Below are 24,074 nucleotides of genomic sequence, written 5' to 3' on the forward strand. Positions count from 1 at the left end.
GGAGATTTATATGCATTCCGTAACGAACGCCATCCCTACAGGAACGATTGCGTCCATCCCAGCAAAGGCACATGCACACCGCGCATTGATTTGTGCCGCCCTCGGTAGCTCGCCATCTACGATATTGCTGAGCCGCACCTCTAAAGACATCGATGCTACAATGGACTCCTTACGAGGCTTAGGGGCTCACGTAGTATATGAAAATAAAATTGTTACCGTTACTCCTGGCCCCGCTCCTGCAAAGGGCAATGTAGTACCTCACGAATCAGGAACTACATTACGCCTTTTATTACCTGTAGCAGCCTCCATCTGTAATGATGTAGATGTAGATGCGAAAGGTCGTTTACCAGATCGCCCACTCGAACCTATGCTAGGTGAAATGAAAGCACACGGCGTAACATTCTCTCAAGATAAACCACCATTTACTATGACAGGTCGTCTTCAAGGGGGCAATTTCTCCATGGTAGGCGATGTAAGTAGTCAATTCTTCTCTGGTTTATTGTTGGCAGCCCCTCAAATCGGCTTATCTACTATTACCTCTACTACGCCACTACAATCTAGCGATTATGTAACATTAACCACTGAAACAATGCGAGATTTTGGTGTCGAAGTAGAACACACTTTACCAGATACAAACATCAATGAGGCTTTCACAGTACCATTTGGTGCGTCCTTCATAGGTCGTGATAATTACCAAATCGAAGGCGACTGGTCTAATGCAGCAATCTGGATGGTAGCCGCTGGTATGACGAGCAAACCAATTACGATTACAGGCATGAACAAAAATTCTGTACAAGCTGACCGCCGCATCATGCAAGTTATGATTGATGCTGGTTGTGATGTAGTATGGGATGGTATGAATGTGACGGTCACAGGTCGCGCTTCCAAGCCAATCCATGCAGATCTAGAGCAAATGCCGGATATGTTGCCTGTTATGGCCGCCCTTGCTTGCTCTATTTCTGGTGAAAGTTCCTTTGTTAAGGGTGCTCGCCTACGTTTGAAAGAATCTGATCGCCTTGTAGCTGTTGCCAATCTCGTAAGAGATCTAGGCGGTACCGTTCGCGAAGAAGGCGATGACCTATATATCATCGGTAGTGGTATACTTAAAGGTGGACAAGGTGATTGCGTAAATGACCATCGTCTCGTTATGGCCGGTACACTGATGGCTCTCATCAGTGAAAATCCTGTTACGTTACAAGATAGCGAGGCTATCACAAAATCCTATCCAGACTTCTTTGAGGACTGGAACTTACTGGGCGGTAATGCACAACCAGTTTAGATTTCTAATCGTATCTGGTTTAATCTAATAGATAATAGAAATAGTACATACTATATAGTAGGAGTTAATATAATGGCATCTAATTTCGGTAAAACCATACAGGTATCTACCTTTGGCGCCTCTCATGGGTATGCCATTGGCGGTATTGTAGAGGGTCTGCCTTGTGGACATACCATCGATATCGATGAGTTAAAAGCCTTTTTAAAGCGCCGTGCGCCAGGGCAAAATCAATTAACAACACAGCGTAAGGAAGCCGATATACCTGAATTTTTAGCAGGTATGGTAGACGGCATGCTCAGTGGTTCTCCATTGGCATTTATGATCCGCAACACATCTCAACACTCTAGCGATTATAATAACTTACGCGATATCCCTCGCCCCTCTCATGCGGATTTTACAGCCCGTATGCGCTACGGCGACAAGGTAGATATGCGCGGAGGTGGTCACTTCTCAGCACGCCTTACAGCACCACTTTGCGTAGCTGGTGGCATCGCCCTTCAATTATTACGCGAAAAAGGCATCGAAATCCACGGCCATTTAAAACAAGTGGGAACGATCCAAGATGCTCCTATCGATATGGTTCATCCAGATATGAAAGCATTAGCTAATATCGCTACAGAACCAATTGCTATGGTTGATCCACAAAAACGTAACGAAGTAGAAACCCTTGTTATGAACCTCAAAAAAGATGGGGACTCTACAGGTGGTATCGTTGAAGTCGTTGCTACAGGACTACCAATTGGCCTTGGCAACCCAAACTTTGACAGTATCGAAAACCGCTTAGCTCGCGTAATCTTTGGTGTCCCTGCCATTAAAGGCATATCCTTCGGTGGAGGCTTTGACATGTGTGCTAAGCTTGGTTCCGAAGTGAATGACGCTTTCACCATGGACGGCGACAAGATTACAACGACAACGAATAATAGCGGTGGCATCCAAGGTGGTATTACCAATGGTTTACCACTCGTTATGCAAGTGGGCATCAAGCCAACACCATCCATTTATAAAGAACAACATTCTGTGTCACTTTCACAAAAAGAGGACATATTGCTCACAATCCAAGGTCGTCACGACCCATGTGTAGCGCTTCGTGCAGTACCTGTTATCGAAGCTGTTACAGCCCTTGTTATTCTTGATTTCTTAGGAGATATTGACCATGAACTTAGATGAAGTACGCGTTAAAATTAACGACATAAACGACCAAATGCTCGCCCTCTTCAAAGAGCGCATGGAACTCTCCAAGGACGTTGCAGCGGCAAAGAAAGAAATGAATAAGGCTATTTACGATGCCAAACGGGAACGAGATATCCTCGATAAAGTAACTCGAGATGCAGGCCCAGACCTCGACCTATACGCACGCCGTTTCTTTGAAGCATTATTCAGCTTGAGCCGTACGTATCAGTCTGAACAATTATTCCAAGATAATGTGTTCACTGTTAAAATGAAAAAGGCCATTGAGCAGTCCCCTACATTACCTCCACAACGTGGCAGCGTAGCTTGTGCTGGCGTCTTTGGTAGCAATGCGCAAGTGGCGTGCGATAAATTATTACCACTCAGCCAAATTCACTATGTAACAGGCTTCCGTGCCGTATTCGACGCTGTTGAGTCTGGAGAATGTCAATTCGGCGTATTACCTATCGAAAACAGCTCCAATGGTTCTGTAAAAGAAGTGTATGACCTTCTAGAAGATCGTAAATGCTATATCGTACGCGGTACTCGCCTATGGATTTCTCACGATTTACTCGTGAAAAAAGGCACAAAACTAGAAGATATTCACACTATCATCTCCCATCCTCAAGCGTTGGGCCAATGCAGCCACTTCCTAGAAAAATTAGAAGGTGTAGAATTGCGCTCCTTCGATAACACGGCTCGTGCTGCACAGCTCGTAGCGGCTAGTGATGATCCAGGTGTAGCCGCTATCGCCGCACCTCAATGTGCAGACTTGTACAACTTGTCTCCGTTGATGCGCAACATCCAAAACAGCGATAACAACTATACCCGCTTTATCTGCATCAGCAAGGACTTCCATGTATACCCAGGGGCTAATAAAATCTCTGTGGTAACTACAGCAAGCCACGCTCCAGGTGGTCTTGGTACATTGCTTACCAAGTTTGCTAACATCGGCGTAAACCTTACAAAACTCGAGTCTCGCCCTATCGTAGGCCATAACTTTGAGTTCTTGTTTTACCTCGACTTAGAAGCATCCTTAGCAGATCCAAAGGTATTATCTGTACTAGCAGAGCTTCATACATCCCAAGATAAGTTCCGCTTACTCGGTAATTATCCTGAAAACTAATATATTCATCACTACTAGTCCCTATAAGGGCATATATAGTACAATGAATATAGTTATAAAACTTCAATGGCTAATAGGTACCAGCCTATTAGCCATTCTATGTATATTGACCTAGGAGGTCCTATGAAATTTGGTTTACTTGGCCGTACGTTAGGCCATAGCTTCTCCCCTCGCATTCACAGTGCACTAGGGAATACAAATTATGAATTATTTGAACGCGAACCGAGCCAATTGCAAGAGTTCTTCGCGGATCCAGAATTACAGGGTATCAACATCACTATCCCATACAAGGTAAATGCCCTTGAAGCTTGTGATGTAGTAGACCCTCGCGCTGAACGCATCGGCTGTGTGAATACGATGGTTCGCAAAGATGGTAAATGGCACGGCTATAATACAGATTACGATGGTTTCGTGTTTACTCTGCAACATGCTGGCATTGATGTAGCTGGCAAGGAATGTATTATCCTTGGCGACGGCGCTTCCTCCGCTACTGTTCACGTAGCTCTTGAAGACTTAGGAGCTAAGAACATAGTTCACCTCTCTCGTAAGACCGCACCATTCTATGGTGATGCGCCTAATTACTACGAAACAGCACAGATTATTATTAACTGCACACCGATTGGTATGTATCCTCATAATCCAGCTAACCTTATCGATATTACGCAATTCTCCAAATTGGAAGGCGTTGTAGATCTCATCTATAATCCACGCCGCACGATTTTGTTGTTACAAGCAGAAATGATGGAAATTCCTCATTGTGATGGCTTGCCATTCCTCGTGGCTCAAGGCGTTGAGGCTGCTAACCATTTCCAAGGTGAAAGCTTTGGCACAAAGGAAATCGAGCAAATCTTGCGCGATATGCGCCGCGAAAAGGAAAACATCATTCTCATCGGCATGCCTGGCGTAGGAAAAACTACAGTCGGCAAAGCGCTCGGTGAAGAAATGAGCCGTACTTGCATCGATGTGGATCATGAGCTAGAAAAAGAAATCGGTTATATTTCCACATACATTACAGAGCAAGGGGAACCAGCATTCCGTGAAAAAGAAGCGGAAATGATTGCAAAATTCGGTACCCAAACAGGTCTTATTATTTCCACTGGCGGCGGCTGTGTAACAGTGCCTAAAAACTTCGCACACTTACGCCAAAACGGTCGCATTTACCAATTAACACAACCGATAGAAAACCTATCTACTACCGGCCGCGTACTCTCTAGTGGCGGTATCGAGCGCTTACGCGAGCTCGAAGAAATTCGTACACCAATGTATGAAAGCTTCGCTCAATGCATAATAGAACATAACCGCAATGCACCAGAAACAGTAGCAGCTATCCTAGAAGACTTCGAAGCAAACTTATTATAAGAGCCTGTATATCACATTTGTAAAACCCTTTACAGATAAATGGCTAAGAGCATCTACATCTGAATTAGTAAGAGCCTCAATAGCTTTATAAGTAAATGCATTTACATCTGTGTTTCTAGATAAAACTAAAACTCATATTTTAACTTCATAGATATAGTACTAAAAGCAGTAGTTATTCATAAGATAACTACTGCTTTTTTATATGTACTATTAATTATAGGTATTTGTAGAAAACTACATTTGCAATTACAATGTAATTACAAATGGAATTGATTAACGTAAATACCTTTTTATATAAAATCAACAATATGACCAATGAATTACAGTCACAGGTCAAAAGAATACTAGGAGAGATACTATGAAAACCGTAAACCTACAAGTCCGCATCAACGAAGAGCTAAAACAGGAAGTATCTAGCATATTAAAGGCACAGGGCCTATCCTATACATCCATGCTAGATGCACTATTTCGTCAAATTATAAAAGAACGTCGCATTCCTTTCGCTATTGCTTTACCAACAACTCCTACAGAAAAAACACCAACGCCAAGTACACTCAACAATGACGGCAACTACGAACAACCCCGAACAACATTAAAGGCCTCAGATACAATAAATACATATGGAGCATCAACAGAAAACGAGGTAGAAATATCCTTTGATAAAATTGATAAAACAGGCATACTCAATATCCGTATAAACCCTAAAGTTAAGGCACTCACTACGGCAATTCTAAAAGAAATGGGATTAACCATATCTCAAACCGTCACACTTGTATCTAAACAAATACAATTCACTAACGATATTCCTCAAACTATCCATCGTCCAGAATGGATTGATGCTATAAATGATGATTTATGGACTAAAGAAGATTTAAACACAAGAATAGAGATAGGACTTAATCAAGCAAAAAATGGAATTGGCGAACCTGCTGAAAAAGTCTTTAATGAGCTCCTTAAAGATTTATAAGTATGGAGGTTAAAATGAGATATACAATAATTTTGACCCCTACTGCTAAATCTGACATAGTAAATCTCAAACTTTCATTAAAGCAACGCTTTATAGACACTGCGTTTATCCAAAAAGAATTATCGCAAATTTACCAAAAAATATGTTCATTATCTATTTTTCCTGAGCGCTATCCTATTGTAGATAGTAAGGAAAAATACAGAAAATTATCATACAAAAAGTATCTTATTCTATATAAAGTTATAGGTAATTATATCTATATTTTCTATATTCGACCATCTCGTATGAATATATTACAAGAACTACAAGACAAATAAAAAAGTCGGCTATCGCCGACTTTTTTAATGTACTTTTACGCGTTTATGTTGTTGTTCATCGAATACGCCATCTACGTCGATGGTATCGAGGATACGTTTTAGTTCATGCACATCGATTTGACCTGGTGCTGATGCTTTGCCAGCGGAGGCAAATGTCATAGCATTACCAAATAGAGCGCCTGCAGTACGTGTAACAGCACCGAGTGGACCCATAGCCATCGTAATGATTGGGTCAGATGGATACAGGGCTTTAACTTCAGCCGTTGCTTCAAGGAGAGTTAATACATCCCCTGTTGTATTAGGCATAACAGCCATCTTTGGCACGTCGGCTAAGAATTCTTTCATTTGAAGAAGACGATTTACAATAACTTCATGGCTTGGTGTTCCATTAAAATCATGATTACTCATGATAATTGTAATGCCATGTACCTTAGCAAACTCAATAGTCTTGAGCATTCTATCTTGATCAAAGAAGAGTTCAATATCAATAGCATCTACCAATCCAGTAGGAATGATGCGCTCTAACATGGTGAAGTAGTCTTGTGAAGAAATGGATTTTTCCCCACCTTCACCTTTCGTGCGCCATGTAAATAACAAGGCACGACCTTTTAATTGAGGCTTAATGAGCATTAATAATTCAATAATAGCGTCAATGGAGTAGGCCCGCTCGTAATAGTCAATGCGTAGCTCCACTACATGACACGGTGTATTACATGCAACCGCAGTAGCATCTAAAATTTCTTTCATTGTTGTGCCCACAATAGGAACACATATCTTTGTACCCTTTTCGCCAAGTACAGCATGACCGATACGGACCATAATAACTCCTTTCCGTCCCACAGGGTGAGACAAATGACTTACCTTAAACTAACTATATACCAATATTTTGGTAAAAGCAATCAATCCGGCTATATTGGATTGCTATTCACAAAAAACGTATGAAAGCCCGTCATTATGCACTAAAAATGTATTCTTAGATTATCGATTAACATAATTTTTTCTTATATCCTATTTTCTCGGTCTTATTAAAATTGGTCATATTATTCAATCCTGATAAGTATATCTACTCTCTCTAAATAAAAACTCCACACATAATCGTGTGGAGTAATCATTTATAGCATTATTCGTGCTTGGCAGATAGTTTTCTAGATTGGAATGCCATATATAGCAATAACAAGCCTGTAATACTAAATACATAGGATATGCCAACATAAGTAGATACAATACTTGCAAACACAGGACCAATCATAGACCCAAATTGTTGAGCCGTCGTAGTCATACCAAACATGCGGCCTCTAAAACTTGGGTCTGTATTGAGGGTTACTGCTGCACTTAAGGATGGGTTAATCCCTACAATACAAGAACCAATTAAGACTTGTAACACACCAAACCACCAAATACCTACTGGCAAGCTTTGGAGTAAGAGGACAACACCACTCCCCATCATACAGTAGGAGATAGTCTTAAAATAACCACGGCGTTCACCAAGGCGGACCCATAGGTTCGTCGTTAAGGATCCTGCTAAGCCGCCAATACTGAGGATGGTGCCAGAAATAATAGCAGCCCCTTCCATAGTACCTTGCATATCTCCTACATAGAGGGCCAAAATAGGTTGCAACATCATAATAGCGCATTGCATGAAGAAGAATATCCAAAGTAATCGTACTAATACAGGCTGTTGTTGAACGGCTTTAAAGTCTTCACGTAAGGATGTAGATTTGGTATGGTGAGCAGCTTGTTCTTTTCCATCGGCACCCACAGCATGTAATTTTGGTTCTTTCACAAAAAATAATACGGCCAAAGTCGCAATAAATACAACAATACCAGATACATAAAATACAGGTCGCATGCCTACAACACTCTCAACAGCGCCACCTAAAAACGGGCCAATGACATTGCCTAAAATAAGACCGGTTTGAAATATACCTAATGCTCTACCAACCTGTTTTTCATCAACACTAAGGGACACCATAGTCATTGCCGCTGGATAGAATCCATTAGCAAAACCAACGAGGGCACGACCCATGAGTAATTGATATTGATCTGTAACCAAGCCAATTAATACATAACAGATAGCGATGGCAAAGCCAGCACGCAAGGCCATCCGTTTTTTACCTTTATTGTCGGCAATCTTGCCCCATATAGGAGCCATAATGCCTGCAATGAGAAAGGTAATACCGAAAACGAGACCCGACCAAAGAGCTACGTCAGCCTTTGGAACGCCTAATTCTAAGAGATAGATAGGCAAAAACGGAATGATCATAGTGTAACATATGGCTAGCACTGTCATGGCCGCCGTAATAATCCATACATTGCGCATGCCACCGCGAGCGTCATATGTAGTTGTACTCATTCGGTCCCTCCTTTCATATATAAAAGTATATATAGCAAGATACTTTTACATTCTATATAAATAAGAGCCGCATATGATACGCGACTCTCTCATTTATTCCGTTGGAAACTTGTGATCCATTACATCCTGTAAGGATACGCGTTCCATAACGTGACGGAATTCATCTTGCAAGTACTGCCACAATGGAGCAGTCAAGCAATCGTTAAACATCGGACATGGCTCTACATCGTCTTCTAAGCAAGATACGAGAGCAATGGAGTCCTCTGCAGCATATAAAATTTCATATACATTGTATTCAGCAGGTAATTTCACCAAGCGATATCCACCGTATTTACCACGTCCACTTTTAACGAGGCCAGCGGAGGATAAGCGAGATACAATCCCCTCTAAGTATTTATCGGAAAATCCTTGGCGTTCTGCAATCTCACGAATTGGTACATTTTTTTCTACCCCGTGCTCTGCAATATCCGCCAATATCCGTAAGGCATAGCGCCCTTTTGTAGATATTTTCATAAGTTAACCTCTAAGTCATTCATAATATATTTATAGTATATCACAAATTCATACAAAAAATGGTGGGAAATATGATACACTATACATATATCGAAATATTTTATTTGGGTATTTTTTAATTTCATATAGGAGGATGTTATCTAATGTTAGATAAACTATTTCAACTCAGTGAACGCGGTACAACTGTTAAAACCGAAATTTTAGCTGGTATTACTACGTTTATCACGATGGCGTACATCCTATTCTTGGCGCCAAACATTCTTAGTCTTGCAGGCATGGATAAAGATGCAGTCCTCATCGCTACAGCCTTAGGTGGTGGTCTTGTAACGATTGCTATGGGTTTATTCGTAAACTATCCGATTGCCCTCGCTCCAGGGGTTGGCCTCTTAGCCTTTTATTCCTTTACCGTAGTTCTCGGTATGGGCGTAACTTGGCAAACGGCATTAGGTGCGGTATTCATTTCAGGTCTCGTATTCCTCGTATTAACACTTACATCGATACGACAAATGATTGTTGAAGGCATCCCCGCCTCTATGAAGGTTGCCATTACCGTTGGTATCGGCCTCTTCATCGCTATCATCGGCTTAAAATTATCCGGCTTGATGGCTATCTCCATTAGTTTGTCTCCAAACTCCTTAGGTCAAGTTGTGCAAACGCACGGTAACTTAGTGCCTCCTGCGTCCGAAGCGCTCTTAACGCTTGGTAATTTGCACAGTGGCGAAACATTGTTGGCTCTATTCTCCCTCATCTTTACAGCTCTATTGATGGCTCGTAAAATTCAAGGTTCTCTCTTGATTGGTGTGGCAGCAACAACAATCCTTTCCTACGCTACTGGCCTTTCTACAATGCCTGAGAACTTCACTGTATTAGCAGTGCCTGATTTCTCTAAAGCAGCATTCCTTCAATTAGATATTCCTGGTGCGCTCCACATGGGCTTAATCACGATTATCTTCTCCTTCACCTTCGTTGAATTATTCGACTCCATGGGTACCTTGATTGGTACTGCCACAGAGGCGAAAATTGCAGACCCTAAAACTGGTAAATTCCCAGGTCTTGGGAAAGCTATGACTGTCGATGCTATCGGCGTTAGTGCAGGCGCATTGCTCGGTACTTCTACGATTACTGCCTTTGTTGAAAGTGCGGCAGGTGTAGGTGCTGGTGGCCGTACAGGCTTAACAGCTGTCACAACAGGCGTATTATTCTTGCTCTGCTTGTTCTTGGCCCCAATCGTTTCCTTGGTGCCAAATGCAGCAACCTCTCCTGTTCTTATCATCGTTGGTGCCCTCATGTTAGGCGCTATTAGAAATATCGACTTCGATGATTGGACAGAAAGCTTCCCGGCATACCTGGTTATCGTTTTGATGCCGTTCACATACAGCATCGCTAATGGTATCTCTGCAGGTCTTATTGCATACCCTCTACTCAAAATTATTGCAGGTCGTGCAAAAGAGGTTAACTGGATTATGTACGTATTGGCGGTACTCGTTATCATCCGCTACGTATTCTTCTAATTAATAACTAAGAGAACCTATCTCCAAAGATATTAAAAAATATCTAGGAGATAGGTCCTTTTTTTATGTACTCTTTTCTTAGGAAAAACTAATACCAGGTACTAACGAATTATTTTACACCAATTAAATCTGTACGACTTGGATCGATATCTTTTAACGGCACTACATGATCTCTATAAAAGTCTGCTTCAGATGCTTTCACAGGCACTTGGAAGAACAAGAAATACGCCATATTATCCTTGTACCACGTAACACTGCGTACTAAGCCCTTATCTACATCACCTGTATATTGAACCTCCCCTATTGGAGTAGACTCACTCCACTGTACGTCATGATACTCCATTGGAATATATTCTTCAGGCCATACAGTATCCATAGAGTAGCTCATGCGGAAGACCATCGTATGAGTTACCCAACGGCCACTGCGTTCTTGGTACTCTTCACCTTGCTTCCAATATACAGTTTCTAACACATCATTATCGTAATAATGTGTAGCATAGTATGTATAGCCAAAAGGTAAATAACTTGGTACAGATACGTCATAGGACACCTTATGAGATGCATTAATTACACCGCTAGGTAAACCGATGGATTTGCTGGTAAGTATAGGCCATACAGAATTTGTATGTGTACGTACTGGTAAAGGAATCGATTCATAAGGAGGCCAATCTACTTTAACATTTTGTTTACCCTGTTCTTCAACATTTTGTTTAATAGGTTCTTCAATATTTTGCTTATCATTTCGATCACCACGTAATCGAGTATCATCAGCGGCTACGTTGCTCAAAGGACCTACAGAGTCTACAATTTTGCTTACAAAGCTTTGGTTTCTTGAAGAAGCAAAGTAGAGCATATGAATTTTATTATCTTTTTCCCAGTAAGCAATTTGAATAGCGTCTTTTCTAGAGCCTAATGTATTTACAGAAATTCCATTAGGGGTAATAAAGCTAACTGCATCCTTAGCATTATAATTTGTCTTTTCTAATATAGGTGTTACCACTGTATCGATAGCCCACCCCATGCGATATACAATATCTGTATTAGAGAAGGTTAATTTCGGCCCATATTCTCCATCACGGCCCGTTTCTGTATATACAATTTCTAATACATCATGGTCCTTAGCCTTTACATCGCGTACTGCATAATCTTTAGGCATATAAGACGGCACTTGTAATGGATAACCAAACTCCTGCACGGCACTTTCAATATTAGTTTTAACTAAATCATTATCACCAACTTGATCATACCAGCGATAACGATCCATAAGTTCTTGATTATCATCGATAATTTTCTGACTATCTACATCTCGTTCAACAGGAACGGTGTTACCATTTTTATCTATTAACGGGTATGTAGCACTAACTGGCTGCACTCCAAACATACTGACTGCAGTAGCCATCGTGGCACATAAAATAGCAGTTTTTATTATTTTCTTCATATTCTCTCCTCTTTGAGCGGTTACACAGATTTTCGCTTTATTTCAAGTAAATCACTATGTGACATAACTATATTTTTACAGGCTCCACATGTTCTTTATAGAATTCAGCATCCACAGCTTTCACAGGTTCTAAGAACAATAAGGAGTACGCCATACCGTCCTTTGTCCACGTAATGCTGCGGATCAGTTGTGCTGCTGGATCACCGGTATAAAAAACTTCACCGGATTCACCTTGTTCAGACCATTCAAAGTCCTTATACTCAGCAGGAACATACGGTACATCTTTTACATCGTTCACGGAATAGCCCATTCTATATACCAAAATACTAGCGAGATTTTTCTTACCAGCTCGATATGTATGAGCATTTTTTATAAAATATACAACCTCTAATACATCATTTTTGTCTTGACGCACTGTATAGACCTCATAGCCATGAGGAATATAGCTAGGGGCCTTAACCTCATATGGCAGCTTCTGCGCTGCCGCTCTTAGATGTCCGTTAAAAGTATGCGCCTTTTGTGTATTCTCTATAGGCCACTCATGAAAGTGCCATTGTAAACCGTCAGTTCTAGGCTCTACATTTTTAAAATTATGTCCTAGCGTAAGTGTTTTAGTAGATACAGTCTTATCTGCAGTATCAGGAGCATCTACAGCTTCTGCGGTTGCCATTCCTACAGATAGTAACCCAGCAGCAATACCAGCTAAAACGGACTTATACATCGTTTTTCTCATATACTTTCCTCTTTATAAGCGATTACAGATTTCGCTACTATTACAAAATATATTATGCTAGATACAATTTGTATAACATCAGTTTACCTGCTAAGGAATCATTCGTTCTCTATCATATTCAGCTCTTGTTTTGTTTGAAATCTTCGTAACCGGATAGTTTCCTAATAATTCATAACGTGAGCTATCTATATTTTTTACAGGCACCACATGTTCCTTATAGAATTCAGCATCAACAGCTTTCACAGGTTCTAAGAAGAATAAAGAGTACGCCATGCCACCTTCCGTCCACGTAATGCTACGGATTAATTGTGCGCCTGGATTACCTGTATAATACACCTTGCCAGATTCACCTTGTTCAGACCATTCATAGTCCTTATACTCAGCAGGAATATACGCTGTATCTCTTACGGTATCCACGGAATAGCCCATTCGATAAGCCATTATATTGCCAATAAATTTATTCCCATCCTCATAGATAGGCCCGCCTCTTTTGTAATATACAACCTCTAATACATCATTTCGATCGTGACGCGCTGTATAAAGCTGATATCCAAAAGGTATATAACTAGGTACTTCAGCCTCATAAGGCAATTTCTGAATAGCCTCTACTACCCCTTTAAAGTTACGAGCACCGTCTTGAGTCATTACAGGCCAGCCTACTAATTGCTCTCTTGGTATTTGTTTAATTGCAGAAGCATTATTCATGTTTGGCGTAACATTTTTAGACTTAGATGCGACCTCAGAATTATTCGTAGATACAGACTGATTAACAGTATCTGCGGATACATAGCTTATAGATACTAAACCAACAGCTATAGCAGCTAAAATAGATTTACATATTAATTTTTTCATATTCTCTCCGCTTATAAAATTTTATAATATACTTCACACATATAATGATATATTTTCTTATTTATATCAGAATCAAGAAACCTATTCTGTATCCCTAGCTACTTCATAAAACTTTTATCTTTCCTTTTGTGAAAGCATGGTCACGACCAAATAATGTATCTAATGCTGAGGTTCGATATAAAAAAACATCCTACTGAGCGCTATATCTTTATAGCGTTCAATAGGATGTGGTGTCTTTATTCGTTTAGTGGAGGCATAATAATATCTTGTTCAAATTGTCTTCGTCTTTTTGCAGTATAGTCTACCACTTTAATTTGTACTACGCCCACAGAGTTTACCATGGCTTCTGTAAAAGTAAATTCACGTCCTGTCTGATGTTTCATCAATACTTGTAAGCCATGAGATTTTTCATCAATAGACTCTAAATAGGTAGCCTCTCCACGACCCATTACACTAGAGTATACCGAGCTATATTTACATGGTATAGCTCCACCTGAAACGAGGGCTTCATCGCTACCATCAATTTCAATAAATACATGTGGATTCGCTTGAATCAAACTAAACTTTTTCCCCTCATAATGGCCATGTACATAGATATAAAGTACCTCATCTATAAATTCATATCCAAAATGTAAGGGCACCACGTAAGGGTAATCACCATCCATCATGCCTAGGTGAATGATACGAGTACTATTTAAAATGCCCTTAATTTCATCTATATCTGTCACCTTGCGGTCTTGTCGTCTCATATAGCCTCCACGGTTTTACGTAAAAGATAATCTATGTATCATTATAGCAAATTTTGGAAACCTTTTAAGACTAAATATTCTTTTAAAAATATGAATAATTTCTCTTTTATTCGTATATTAATAATACTATTTTGGGTTATATGTCTACTGTAAAAATACATTTGACTTTTTACAATAGATACTGTATTATAAAAAAATAGTTTTATATATTCTATAGATTATAAAGGCTATGGGCATCCATGGCTTTTTATATTTGTAGATAGTTTGTAGAAAAGAGGTCTTTACTATGTCTGATACGCATCAGTTAAAACGGGGCCTTAAGAATCGTCATGTACAGTTGCTCGCCATTGGCGGTGCCATCGGTACAGGCTTATTCTTAGGCTCCGGCCGCGCCATTCACTTGGCAGGTCCATCCATCATTTTTGCCTACCTAATTACAGGTATTATATGCTTCTTTATCATGAGGGCATTAGGCGAATTGTTATTATCCAACTTGAATCACCACTCCTTTATCGACTTTGTGGAGGATTATTTAGGTGATCGAGCAGCCTTTATCACAGGATGGACATACTGGTTCTGTTGGCTTTCACTAGCCATGGCCGACTTAACAGCCGTAGGCCTCTATATGCAGTTCTGGATACCGTGGCTGCCTCAATGGATACCGGCCCTTGTCGTCTTAGTGGCATTGCTATTAATGAACTTAACAGCCGTAAAGTACTTCGGTGAAATGGAATTCTGGTTTGCCTTGATTAAGGTAATTGCCATTATCTCCCTCATTATCATCGGTATCATCATGATTGTCACAGGTTTTACTACAGATGCAGGCGTTGCCGCCTTTAGTAATATGTGGAATTATGGGGGCTGGTTCCCGAACGGAACGATGGGCTTTATCTTATCATTCCAAATGGTTGTTTTCGCTTTCACAGGCATCGAGCTCGTAGGTTTAACAGCTGGTGAAACAGAGGATCCTGAAAAGGTTATCCCTATGGCTATTAACAACATTCCATTACGCATAATTTTATTCTATGTGGGCTCTTTGGCTATTATCATGAGCATTTATCCTTGGACAGCCGTTAACCCATCTGCTAGTCCATTTGTGGCCGTATTTACAGCAGTTGGTATTGCAGCCGCTGCAGGTATCGTAAACTTCGTAGTTCTTACATCTGCCGCATCTGCTACAAACTCTGGTATCTTTAGTACAGGCCGTATGATTTACGCCCTTGCAAAACGCGGTCATGCGCCAAGCTCTATGCGTCGCTTAACCCACAGCAGCGTACCATATCAAGCAACCATTTTCTCCGCTGCAGTACTATTAATTACAGTTGTACTCAACTATGTAATGCCAGAAGCAGTATTCGTTATGATTACATCTATCTCTACATTCTGCTTCATCTTTATTTGGGCGATGATGGTTATTTGTCACCTCAAATACCGCAAGAAAAATCCTGAATTAGCAGCACAATCTAAATTCAAAATGCCTCTATTCCCAGTGATGAATTACATCATCCTTGCGTTCTTTGTTTTCATTCTAGGTATTCTCGCCTTAAATGAAGACACTCGAATTGCCCTCTTGTTTACACCAATTTGGTTCGTTATCCTCTGGGCCTTCTACTCCATGCTTAATACAGATGATGAAGACGCTCTCAGTGAGGAACTTATCGAGATGGCTGGTGTAAAAGAGATTTACAAAAAACCTAAAAAAGAAGATTCTGACGATTACATAATCTAACACAAAAGACACCCTATCAACTACATTGCTGTTGATAGGGTGTCTTTTTTTATTGCATTGGAAGCGATTTTAAATGGAATGTAGTGATAAAAATGCCTACAGTAGAATTAATTGTCTCCTAATACATCTTACTTCATTGTAGGGAAGTTTTGTTGTTCATACTGTTGTTGATAAGCAGGCAGATTACTTGTATCTTCGCCATAATTAAAGATCGTCTTGGTACGATATCCGCCTTGGGTAATGATAAGATCAATGGAGGATGGTACCTCTTGACCATTTTGTTGTAAATGCTTTACTAATTCTTGTAGCGCTTCAACTTGTCGCAATGAGCCAGTCATATATTTACCTTTGGATAGACCTGTATTTCTAATGACTTGACCATTATATACTTGACCATTTTTATCTGTGTAATAGAATCGTACAGCTGATTTATCTCCTGTAGGTACCGCTTTAATATAGATGGTTTTCCAATTTTTCTTAACCATCACTCTTGTAGCATCGGCTAACTTGTTAGATAAACGTTGTGTTTCTTTATTTGCAGATTTAGATACACCATTGACTTGCTGAATTTCATCATTCATAGGCATATCAATAAGTGCCATATTAGGATCTTGTTGTACCTTCTTCGCATCTGCAGGCTGAACCGCCAACACACCAACGGCTGCCATTACAGCTAACGTTGTAAGAGCAAATTTCTTCATTATATCTCTCCTCAGATAGGATTCCCTAAACAAATTATATTTTACACAATATATTATATGCATTGGGCTATTTAATATCAAGTCTATCTTATTTTTCAGGACTATTATTCTTAATTATTTGATTCCAATGTTCAAATCTCGCAATATTATAATCCATATCCATATATTTAATATTAAAAGATGTAATAGCTATAAGATCGTTATAAAACTCCATCTCATCAGTACTCGTATTCCAGAATAACATCATATTTTCATGTATAGGTATACCATAATACTGTTCAGCTTTTAAAAACTCAAATGGTAAATTCATGTTAGGCTTCGCATAGTTAAGAGGACTAACAGTAAGCAAATAGGTATCGCCTGCCTTACCATTAATGTACAGTTCTCTAGGAATTAAAGAGTCCAATATTACTTTATCCTTTTTTATACCATGTTTACTAACACTTTTAGCTTGAACAGAAAACGGATCCGTATTAACTATTTTGCTAGCAGATAAATCAGACCCTAAGATGTATTTTCCATTCCCATTAGAAGCTATAATTTTACCATCTATGTAGTCTAATGAAGCGGAGAATTTATCTAATTCATACCCGATAACATTAGAGTATAAAGATGTATCATTAATCTTAAAAATTAAAAGTGGATACAAATTCATATTAGAAATTGCATCATTAGAGCGTGCAAGAAGATATAATTCATTATTAACGATAAGAGAGTCAAAAATATAACAGTTATACTCTTTCATGATAGGCAATACATCAACTACATAAGATTCAGAGTAATTACTTGCATTTATAACTGTCACGGTTGCATTAGGATCACGATTACTATCAACTGTAATATCATTCTCTATAATTATTCCTTGTTTGGGTAAAATTCGATTCTCATTTCTCGTACCATTAAGGTGTAAGGCACATAAAACAAGGATAAGTAAAAGCAAAAAACTAACAATATAATGCTTTTGTATCCATCGCAACATAGAATCACCTCTCTCTTATGTATAGTATAACTAAATCTCTAACCTAATAAAAGAAAAGGCTTCAACCAATGCTCGACAAAACTTATTCTGTCGATGATTGATTGAAACCTTTATTTTTATACTATTAGTTACTAAAGTCAGTATCTACAATAGCAAATTGTGTATATTCAGGGCAGCGTTTTTGCATTTCTGCTTTAATTTTTTCTAATGTACCATGTGGATCTTCTTCGTCAAAGTCAAAGATAATATCGTAGTAGATAACTTTCTTTTCTTCTTGTACATAAAAGGCATGTATTTGTACTACATGTGTATATAGACTCACAACTTGGTCGAGAGCTTGTCTTACTTCAAGTACTTCTACACTAGGTTGGTTTTCAGCATATACGCCAACAGTCATGGCAATACCAAATTTTTTATAAAGATGAACAGCGATACCTTTTGTCAAAGGATGGATATCAGCCATAGTCATCGTATCTGGCACTGTAATATGAACGGATCCAATTGTTTCACCAGGACCGTAGCTATTTAATACTAAATCATATACACCGCCCACATTTGGATGTTGAGCGATAGTTTCTTTAATTTCACGTACTAAGTTATCATCTGCACGAACACCAAGCAAGTGATTATACATTTCTTTTAAAATGTCATACGCAGCTTTCAAAATCAATACGGAGATAGCAGCCCCTACATAACCTTGAATATCAAAGTTAAAGAAGAATACTAAGCCTGCAGATATCAAGGTAGCAAAGGTAATTATCGCATCAAAAAGGGCATCTATACCAGATGCTACAAGGGCATCGGATTTATATTTTTCACCTTGCGCCTTGATATAACGGCCCATTACAACTTTCACCACAATGGCAACGGCGATAATGGCCAAGCTTGGAACATCAAAGGTAGATACCTCAGGGTGAAGAATTTTATCAATAGATTCCTTGAGGGATCCAATGCCTGCACCTAGAATGATGAAAGCAATGGCCATGGTAGTCATATATTCGATACGACCGTGACCAAATGGATGCTCCTTATCGGCACCCTTAGCGGCTAATTTTGTACCAACGATAGTCAATACAGAGGACAAAACGTCTGTTAAGTTGTTTACCGCATCAAGGATGATAGCGATGGAGTTAGACGCAAGGCCTACAATCATTTTAAAAATAACGAGAACGACGTTACCTATAATACCTTTTATACTAGCAAGCGTAATGCCCCGATTACGTGCTGCACTATTATCTTGCAAAATCATATTAAACTACACCTCTTACATTCAATTCACTAAGCTGTAAATCGAAGCCTATCGATTTATTTACATTCCTATTATAGCTTATCGATTATCATTTGTCATTATATTTTTTGAAAAATTTTTATAAAATCATTGATATTACTAAGTTATCAATAATTCTCATTTCTCAATTAGAATGTTTGATGTATTGTGACTTCACAATTTTATGAGATAACCGTAATACGCTCGCCTGTGCGCATGTGTGTAAATACAACCTTTTGGGCACGCAGTTGGAATGGCTGCCCCGTTGGTTGTGCGCCATATAATGTATCCCCTACGAGAGGGTGACCTATATGACTAAAAGCTACACGAATTTGATGTGTTTTTCCTGTGTACAAACGGACTAAAACCTCTGTATATCCACATTCTTGGGAGTTATACACAGATTTGTCCACATTTCGACCACTTTTATCCACATCTGATAGTTCTATATCCACATTTTTTGATGCTATATCCACAGAATTTTTGAACTTATTCACAGAGTTATCCACAGGCTGTGATTGATGTCTACATAGGACGGAATAATCTGTACGAGTCTCTTTCCCCTTAGGGTTTACTTCGTAATGAATCCCATCCGCACTGCGTTCCATAGGTAATACCAAGGAATCCTCATCAACTTCTACGATACCTTCTACATTGGCCATATACCACTTTTCAAAGGTATTATCATCCATTTGCTGTTGATAAAGACTTTGGGCTAAGCCACTTTTAGCAATCACAATAACGCCCGTCGTATCTCTATCTAAGCGGTTCAAGAAACGGACCTTACGCTTAATACCATGTTCTTTGAAATAGTGAGCCACACCATTGGCAAGGGATACTTGGCCTTTAGAGTTTACAGTCACACCTGCTGGCTTATCCACAATGAGGAGATCATCATCTTCATATAGGATATGTAAGTCCATTTCAATCGGTTCGTAATCGATTTTTTCCTTCGCCATAGCAATCCAAATCTCGTCACCTTCGGAGATAACATCCTTTGGCGTCGCCTTATGTCCGTTGATGTGGATTAATTTTTCCTCAAATAACTTTACTAAAGACTTACGAGGATATCTCGTATCAAGGACTTCGCCTAGCAAGATGGCCACAGTATCACTCATTATGACCGCTTCTTGTTTCTTAGACGACGGCACTGCAGCAAGCTTGTTAGTATGTACAGCTTCTAAATCCGCAGCAGTCACAGTCCACAAAATATCGTCAGGACGATGTGTTTTTCTCGCCATTAGTATCTCCTTTCTACGAGCTCATTATCTCGTGGCATATAGTTGAGTAGCGAGCTCGGTTGAACAGCTCGGCCACGTATATTCGTTTGTTCAAAGGTAATGGTCAGCTCTTGCTTAGGGCGTGTTATGGCCACATAGAACAAGCGTTTTTCTTCGTCTTCACGTCCTTCTGCAATGGCAAACGGGCTTGGGAAGGTACCTTCGTTGAGGCCTGCTAGGAATACATGGTCAAACTCGCTCCCCTTTGCTTGGTGGATAGTGATGATAGGAATGCGGTCTTCGTTTCGTACTTGTTGAGCTGGCTCACCTGCGGTGAGGGCCGCCATCTGCAAGATTTGATTTAATCGAGCTAAACCGGCTGGTCCTTCATAGGCAGCATCTAGTTTCTCCATAATGCGATATAGATCCCGTATATGCTCTACCTTTGCCGCTTCCCCATGGGATTTATAGTATTCTAGAACCCCCATTTGATTCATAATGTACGCCAATAACTTCGTTGGTAATTCCGTATAAGCCTTTCTGCGTAACGTCGCCATTTGGGACGCAATGTTAGTGAAAGCCGCTTTATACTTATTGATGGCCACCATACGACCAGTCGTTGTAGGCACAATATTTTCTTTTACTGCATAGATTAAAAGTTGTGCTGTGGCCAAGATATCGTCCATTGCATTATGCGTAGGCTCATGATTGATAGGAAACTCTGACGCTAGGAAGCCCAATTTATGATTCGGCAAATTAGGATAAAATCTACGATAGATGTCCAGTGTATCGTAAATAGCCTTGAACTCTGGGTTACCTAAATTATGACGTGCCAATTCATTAGTAAAGATGGTCACATCATAATTTACATTGTGGCCTACAATAATAGCATTCTTCGAGAATTCCTTAAAGGCTTGCAATACTATGGCTGACTCTTCGCCGTGTTCCTGTAAATACGCATCGGAGAAGCCGTGTACCTCTTCTGATTGTCCTACAGGTACGCCTGGGTTGATAAAGCGTTCAAAGGTCTCTAGGACCTGCCCATTTTCATCAATGCGGATAGCCGCAATTTGAATGATACGATCCTGGGACGTGTCGGTACCTGTACTCTCTACATCGTATACTACAACTTCGTGTTTCTCTAAACCACTGACGAGCTTGGCATAAGGCTCGGCTTCAAAGATGGGCATATCCATAAAGTCCGTCAATTTTAAGCCTACTTGGCGCGTCTCAGGGCTTTCAATAGCGGCGATACGAGCGTCACCGATGCCGGCAACATAGCGTTTTATAATGCGCTTAGCGCTGACGGAGTCATTCGGGTTCATAAGCAGTTTAAAATAAGCCATAACGTCTTTGATTTCTTGCCGTCTAAAGAATTTAAACTCGTCAATAATCATGAAGTGACGGCGTTCGTCTTCAGGCTTTTCATTATTAAGGCGTTCAAAGGAATCGCTCAGCCGTTGCGCCTTTTTATTATCTCGTACGAGAACACCAATATTAGCATCCTTTGGCAAGGTGCAGATAGTTTCATAGATATATCGGCCCTCAAGATAGCTGTTTTTACAGCCTTTAATGAGAACAGGCTTACCCTTTCTTTCACTATTGGCGCGAGGCAATTCAGTATAGATAGAGCCTACCAGATCAGGGAACATATTTTGCAATGTTTTGAAAGCCATTGTAAAAAGCGTCCAGTTTGAGCGGTAATTTTCATAGAAGATGATTTTTAAAGGCTTAAAGTCCGCATCAAACTGCTTGAGCAAGCGGAATGGGTCGGACCCACGCCATTCGTAAATAGTTTGGAAATAGTCACCACATAATAGGACGTGATTACCTTCCCAAAGCATTTCTAATACCTTGTACTCTAGTACGCCTGTATCTTGCATTTCATCTACAGAGATATAGCTATAACGGCTACGCCAACGCTCCCGAACTACTGGATCTTGGAATAGGCGATGAACACCGCAAATAAGATCTGTGAAATCTAGACCATGGACAGAGGCTAAGCTTTCATCATAAGCGGCAATCCATTCGTGACCATGGTTCAAGAAGTCATGGAGCTCACTATAAAGAACATTGCCAAAGCTAGAGAACTGTTGCTCAATAGCAGGACGCTGTTCCTTTTGCAAACGATCAATAGTTCGTTTATAATCGCCTACCAGATCATCAGAATAAAAGCCATATAAGGATCGATATTCTTTTACCATGGAGATGATATTGGCAAAGGACATTTCTCGCAATTTACCTGGACGATACGGTTCAGACAATTCCTTGCAATCCTCTTCATCAAAGATGGTTACATCCGTATACAAGGTTTCGTTGCGCTTGCCCTCTTGTTGGAGCACGAAAAAGCAAAAGCTGTGGAATGTACTAACCTCCACAGCCTTTGCAGGACTGCCTACGAGCGATCGAATGCGGTCTTTCATCTCATTTGCGGCCTTGTTCGTAAAGGTCATGCACAAGATATTCTCCGCCTTCGCATAGCCGCCCTCAATGAGGTGAGCCACTCGATAAGCAAGTGTATTCGTTTTTCCCGTCCCAGCGGACGCTAACAAGAGGATATTCTGTTCAACTTCATCAATAACGCGTTGTTGTTCACGATTGATAAGCATGAGGTCCTCCTATTTTAAAAAGCCGTACCATCCGGCAGCAATGAGCATTGGAATAGGGCCAAGAATTGCTGTTAAAGCCCATACGCCCAAACCAATATCCATAGGAATATTGAGGATATGAACGCATACTAAATACGTCAAAATACCAGTTACCGCATTCATAGCCACTCGTTTAATGGTGAAAAATGCTACTTTGAAAGCAATGTAGGCTACAGCAACGGATACAACCGCCGATATAATCGGTGATGCTAATAAAGCTCCCATATTATCCTTTCATTTCTTGGCGGTTCACTACAGCACCGCCTAACGTTAATTCATCGGCATATTCGATATCGCCGCCCACAGGAACACCGCGGGCAATACGCGTTACCTTAATGCCACTTGGGCTTAATAAACGCGCCAAATAAAGAGCTGTCGCCTCCCCTTCTACGTCTGGGTCAGTAGCGAGGATAACCTCTTGTACCACACCATCACGAAGGCGGGCAATCAATTCTTTTACGCGAATATCATCAGCACCGATGCCCTCCATAGGGGACAAGGCACCTTCTAATACGTGATATAAGCCCTTATAGTCACCACTGCGCTCGATAGCAATGACATCGCGAGATGTTTCAACGACCATAATCGTCGTTTGATCTCGGTTCGGATTGCTACAGAATTCACAAGGATCTTGTGTTGATAAGTTAAAGCAAATAGAACAGTGACGTGTAGCCCCCTTCGCTTCTACGATGGTTTCCACGAGACGGTCTACCTCTTCCTTCGGCATTTCTACCAAATGATAGGCCAAGCGTCTAGCCGACTTGGAGCCGATACCTGGCAAGCGGCGCAGCTGCTCTACAAGCCGTTCTAAAGCATTTGTCATTTAGAATAAACCTGTTGGCAAGTTAAGACCACCAGTTACTTTGCCCATTTCTTGAGCCAAGAGGTCGTCTACTTTTTTGCTAGCTTCGTTTACAGCAGCCATCACTAAGTCTTCTAACATTTCTACATCTTCAGGATCAACTGCAGTTGGGTTCAATTTCAAAGACTCGATGATTTTTTCGCCGTTCATCACAACTGTTACAGCACCACCACCAACGGAAGCCTCTACTGTACGAGTTTTTAATTCTTCTTGCATTTTCTTCATATCTGCTTGCATTTTTTGAACTTTTTTCATCATGCCAGCCATATTGCCCATACCTTTACCAAACATTGTAATTCCTCCT

23 protein-coding genes are annotated in these 24,074 nt (G+C 40.3%); 8 read left to right on the forward strand and 15 right to left on the reverse strand.

What is annotated here, in order from left to right; translation table 11 throughout:
- The first annotated feature begins 10 nt into the window (after positions 1–10).
- The 6 genes from aroA to KH109_RS03700 all read left to right on the forward strand — a co-directional run bounded on the left by aroA (position 11) and on the right by KH109_RS03700 (position 6,215).
- A complete protein-coding gene (aroA, locus tag KH109_RS03675) occupies positions 11–1,279 on the forward strand; it encodes a 3-phosphoshikimate 1-carboxyvinyltransferase (RefSeq protein WP_295215896.1) in 1,269 nt (422 codons plus the stop codon).
- Positions 1,280–1,351: 72 nt separating this feature from the next.
- Positions 1,352–2,446, forward strand: a complete 1,095-nt coding sequence (gene aroC, locus KH109_RS03680) for a chorismate synthase (protein ID WP_295215898.1) — start codon at positions 1,352–1,354, stop codon at positions 2,444–2,446.
- Positions 2,433–3,572, forward strand: coding sequence for a bifunctional chorismate mutase/prephenate dehydratase (locus KH109_RS03685; protein WP_105081669.1), 1,140 nt, complete (start codon positions 2,433–2,435; stop codon positions 3,570–3,572). The genes aroC and KH109_RS03685 overlap by 14 nt, the downstream gene beginning before the upstream one ends.
- A gap of 123 nt (positions 3,573–3,695) precedes the next feature.
- Positions 3,696–4,931 (forward strand): shikimate kinase, encoded by a 1,236-nt coding sequence (locus KH109_RS03690; RefSeq protein ID WP_295215904.1) that lies wholly within the window; start codon positions 3,696–3,698, stop codon positions 4,929–4,931.
- Between the two features lie 358 nt (positions 4,932–5,289).
- Positions 5,290–5,898, forward strand: a complete 609-nt coding sequence (locus tag KH109_RS03695; protein WP_295215907.1) for a type II toxin-antitoxin system RelB/DinJ family antitoxin — start codon at positions 5,290–5,292, stop codon at positions 5,896–5,898.
- A gap of 14 nt (positions 5,899–5,912) precedes the next feature.
- The gene (locus KH109_RS03700) at positions 5,913–6,215 is read left to right on the forward strand and encodes a type II toxin-antitoxin system RelE/ParE family toxin (protein ID WP_005377462.1); all 303 of its coding nucleotides are present in this window, start codon (positions 5,913–5,915) and stop codon (positions 6,213–6,215) included.
- Between the two features lie 24 nt (positions 6,216–6,239).
- Here KH109_RS03700 and aroD read toward each other — a convergent pair whose 3' ends face one another.
- The 3 genes from aroD to KH109_RS03715 all read right to left on the reverse strand — a co-directional run bounded on the left by aroD (position 6,240) and on the right by KH109_RS03715 (position 9,081).
- Complete coding sequence (aroD, locus tag KH109_RS03705) at positions 6,240–7,034, reverse strand: type I 3-dehydroquinate dehydratase (RefSeq protein ID WP_285363936.1); 795 nt, start codon at positions 7,032–7,034, stop codon at positions 6,240–6,242.
- 301 nt (positions 7,035–7,335) lie between these two features.
- Positions 7,336–8,568, reverse strand: coding sequence for an MFS transporter (locus KH109_RS03710; protein ID WP_295215912.1), 1,233 nt, complete (start codon positions 8,566–8,568; stop codon positions 7,336–7,338).
- 93 nt (positions 8,569–8,661) lie between these two features.
- A complete protein-coding gene (locus KH109_RS03715; RefSeq protein ID WP_024066769.1) occupies positions 8,662–9,081 on the reverse strand; it encodes an Rrf2 family transcriptional regulator in 420 nt (139 codons plus the stop codon).
- A gap of 143 nt (positions 9,082–9,224) precedes the next feature.
- Between KH109_RS03715 and KH109_RS03720 the strand changes: the two genes are divergently transcribed.
- A complete protein-coding gene (locus KH109_RS03720) occupies positions 9,225–10,592 on the forward strand; it encodes an NCS2 family permease (RefSeq protein WP_295215915.1) in 1,368 nt (455 codons plus the stop codon).
- Positions 10,593–10,701: 109 nt separating this feature from the next.
- Here KH109_RS03720 and KH109_RS03725 read toward each other — a convergent pair whose 3' ends face one another.
- The 4 genes from KH109_RS03725 to KH109_RS03740 form a co-directional block, all read right to left on the reverse strand.
- The gene (locus tag KH109_RS03725; RefSeq protein ID WP_295215918.1) at positions 10,702–12,030 is read right to left on the reverse strand and encodes a hypothetical protein; all 1,329 of its coding nucleotides are present in this window, start codon (positions 12,028–12,030) and stop codon (positions 10,702–10,704) included.
- A 67-nt stretch (positions 12,031–12,097) separates the two neighbouring features.
- Positions 12,098–12,763, reverse strand: coding sequence for a hypothetical protein (locus KH109_RS03730; protein ID WP_295215920.1), 666 nt, complete (start codon positions 12,761–12,763; stop codon positions 12,098–12,100).
- 90 nt (positions 12,764–12,853) lie between these two features.
- Complete coding sequence (locus tag KH109_RS03735) at positions 12,854–13,615, reverse strand: hypothetical protein (protein WP_295215923.1); 762 nt, start codon at positions 13,613–13,615, stop codon at positions 12,854–12,856.
- Between the two features lie 236 nt (positions 13,616–13,851).
- Entirely contained in the window at positions 13,852–14,364 is a 513-nt protein-coding gene (locus tag KH109_RS03740) for a pyridoxamine 5'-phosphate oxidase family protein (RefSeq protein WP_295215927.1), read from the reverse strand.
- 286 nt (positions 14,365–14,650) lie between these two features.
- On the opposite strand from KH109_RS03740, the gene KH109_RS03745 reads away from it, so the two are divergent.
- Entirely contained in the window at positions 14,651–16,093 is a 1,443-nt protein-coding gene (locus KH109_RS03745) for an amino acid permease (protein WP_060924449.1), read from the forward strand.
- A 128-nt stretch (positions 16,094–16,221) separates the two neighbouring features.
- On the opposite strand, the gene KH109_RS03750 is transcribed toward KH109_RS03745, so the two are convergent.
- The 8 genes from KH109_RS03750 to KH109_RS03785 form a co-directional block, all read right to left on the reverse strand.
- Entirely contained in the window at positions 16,222–16,794 is a 573-nt protein-coding gene (locus KH109_RS03750; protein WP_105085036.1) for an immunity protein YezG family protein, read from the reverse strand.
- An 88-nt stretch (positions 16,795–16,882) separates the two neighbouring features.
- The gene (locus KH109_RS03755; protein WP_295215933.1) at positions 16,883–17,773 is read right to left on the reverse strand and encodes a hypothetical protein; all 891 of its coding nucleotides are present in this window, start codon (positions 17,771–17,773) and stop codon (positions 16,883–16,885) included.
- Between the two features lie 124 nt (positions 17,774–17,897).
- Positions 17,898–19,022, reverse strand: a complete 1,125-nt coding sequence (locus KH109_RS03760) for a cation diffusion facilitator family transporter (protein ID WP_295215936.1) — start codon at positions 19,020–19,022, stop codon at positions 17,898–17,900.
- Positions 19,023–19,222: 200 nt separating this feature from the next.
- Positions 19,223–20,281 carry an RluA family pseudouridine synthase gene (locus KH109_RS03765; protein WP_295215939.1) on the reverse strand — a complete coding sequence of 353 codons (1,059 nt, stop codon included), beginning with the start codon at positions 20,279–20,281 and terminating at the stop codon, positions 19,223–19,225.
- The gene (locus tag KH109_RS03770) at positions 20,281–22,869 is read right to left on the reverse strand and encodes a 3'-5' exonuclease (protein WP_295215941.1); all 2,589 of its coding nucleotides are present in this window, start codon (positions 22,867–22,869) and stop codon (positions 20,281–20,283) included. Before KH109_RS03770 ends, KH109_RS03765 begins: the two co-directional genes overlap by 1 nt.
- Before the next feature lie 9 nt (positions 22,870–22,878).
- A complete protein-coding gene (locus KH109_RS03775; protein WP_005385224.1) occupies positions 22,879–23,133 on the reverse strand; it encodes a hypothetical protein in 255 nt (84 codons plus the stop codon).
- A 1-nt stretch (position 23,134) separates the two neighbouring features.
- The gene (gene recR, locus KH109_RS03780; RefSeq protein WP_295215944.1) at positions 23,135–23,731 is read right to left on the reverse strand and encodes a recombination mediator RecR; all 597 of its coding nucleotides are present in this window, start codon (positions 23,729–23,731) and stop codon (positions 23,135–23,137) included.
- Positions 23,732–24,061 carry a YbaB/EbfC family nucleoid-associated protein gene (locus KH109_RS03785; RefSeq protein ID WP_008602262.1) on the reverse strand — a complete coding sequence of 110 codons (330 nt, stop codon included), beginning with the start codon at positions 24,059–24,061 and terminating at the stop codon, positions 23,732–23,734.
- Positions 24,062–24,074: the final 13 nt, after the last annotated feature.

It is taken from the genome of Veillonella sp., from assembly GCF_018381775.1.
Taxonomy (GTDB): Bacteria; Bacillota; Negativicutes; order Veillonellales; family Veillonellaceae; genus Veillonella.

What these genes read in the sequence shown, in the direction of transcription:
- KH109_RS03690 (WP_295215904.1), top strand. Translation starts at nt 3,696, where the DNA reads ATGAAATTTGGTTTACTTGGCCGTACGTTAGGCCATAGCTTCTCCCCT.
- KH109_RS03720 (WP_295215915.1), top strand. Translation starts at nt 9,225, where the DNA reads ATGTTAGATAAACTATTTCAACTCAGTGAACGCGGTACAACTGTTAAA.
- KH109_RS03695 (WP_295215907.1), top strand. Translation starts at nt 5,290, where the DNA reads ATGAAAACCGTAAACCTACAAGTCCGCATCAACGAAGAGCTAAAACAG.
- aroD (WP_285363936.1), bottom strand. Translation starts at nt 7,034, where the DNA reads ATGGTCCGTATCGGTCATGCTGTACTTGGCGAAAAGGGTACAAAGATA.
- KH109_RS03715 (WP_024066769.1), bottom strand. Translation starts at nt 9,081, where the DNA reads ATGAAAATATCTACAAAAGGGCGCTATGCCTTACGGATATTGGCGGAT.
- KH109_RS03760 (WP_295215936.1), bottom strand. Translation starts at nt 19,022, where the DNA reads ATGATTTTGCAAGATAATAGTGCAGCACGTAATCGGGGCATTACGCTT.
- KH109_RS03755 (WP_295215933.1), bottom strand. Translation starts at nt 17,773, where the DNA reads ATGTTGCGATGGATACAAAAGCATTATATTGTTAGTTTTTTGCTTTTA.
- KH109_RS03785 (WP_008602262.1), bottom strand. Translation starts at nt 24,061, where the DNA reads ATGTTTGGTAAAGGTATGGGCAATATGGCTGGCATGATGAAAAAAGTT.
- KH109_RS03700 (WP_005377462.1), top strand. Translation starts at nt 5,913, where the DNA reads ATGAGATATACAATAATTTTGACCCCTACTGCTAAATCTGACATAGTA.
- KH109_RS03775 (WP_005385224.1), bottom strand. Translation starts at nt 23,133, where the DNA reads ATGGGAGCTTTATTAGCATCACCGATTATATCGGCGGTTGTATCCGTT.
- KH109_RS03735 (WP_295215923.1), bottom strand. Translation starts at nt 13,615, where the DNA reads ATGAAAAAATTAATATGTAAATCTATTTTAGCTGCTATAGCTGTTGGT.
- KH109_RS03770 (WP_295215941.1), bottom strand. Translation starts at nt 22,869, where the DNA reads ATGCTTATCAATCGTGAACAACAACGCGTTATTGATGAAGTTGAACAG.
- KH109_RS03765 (WP_295215939.1), bottom strand. Translation starts at nt 20,281, where the DNA reads ATGGCGAGAAAAACACATCGTCCTGACGATATTTTGTGGACTGTGACT.
- KH109_RS03740 (WP_295215927.1), bottom strand. Translation starts at nt 14,364, where the DNA reads ATGAGACGACAAGACCGCAAGGTGACAGATATAGATGAAATTAAGGGC.
- aroA (WP_295215896.1), top strand. Translation starts at nt 11, where the DNA reads ATGCATTCCGTAACGAACGCCATCCCTACAGGAACGATTGCGTCCATC.
- KH109_RS03725 (WP_295215918.1), bottom strand. Translation starts at nt 12,030, where the DNA reads ATGAAGAAAATAATAAAAACTGCTATTTTATGTGCCACGATGGCTACT.
- KH109_RS03730 (WP_295215920.1), bottom strand. Translation starts at nt 12,763, where the DNA reads ATGAGAAAAACGATGTATAAGTCCGTTTTAGCTGGTATTGCTGCTGGG.
- aroC (WP_295215898.1), top strand. Translation starts at nt 1,352, where the DNA reads ATGGCATCTAATTTCGGTAAAACCATACAGGTATCTACCTTTGGCGCC.
- recR (WP_295215944.1), bottom strand. Translation starts at nt 23,731, where the DNA reads ATGACAAATGCTTTAGAACGGCTTGTAGAGCAGCTGCGCCGCTTGCCA.
- KH109_RS03710 (WP_295215912.1), bottom strand. Translation starts at nt 8,568, where the DNA reads ATGAGTACAACTACATATGACGCTCGCGGTGGCATGCGCAATGTATGG.
- KH109_RS03685 (WP_105081669.1), top strand. Translation starts at nt 2,433, where the DNA reads ATGAACTTAGATGAAGTACGCGTTAAAATTAACGACATAAACGACCAA.
- KH109_RS03750 (WP_105085036.1), bottom strand. Translation starts at nt 16,794, where the DNA reads ATGAAGAAATTTGCTCTTACAACGTTAGCTGTAATGGCAGCCGTTGGT.
- KH109_RS03745 (WP_060924449.1), top strand. Translation starts at nt 14,651, where the DNA reads ATGTCTGATACGCATCAGTTAAAACGGGGCCTTAAGAATCGTCATGTA.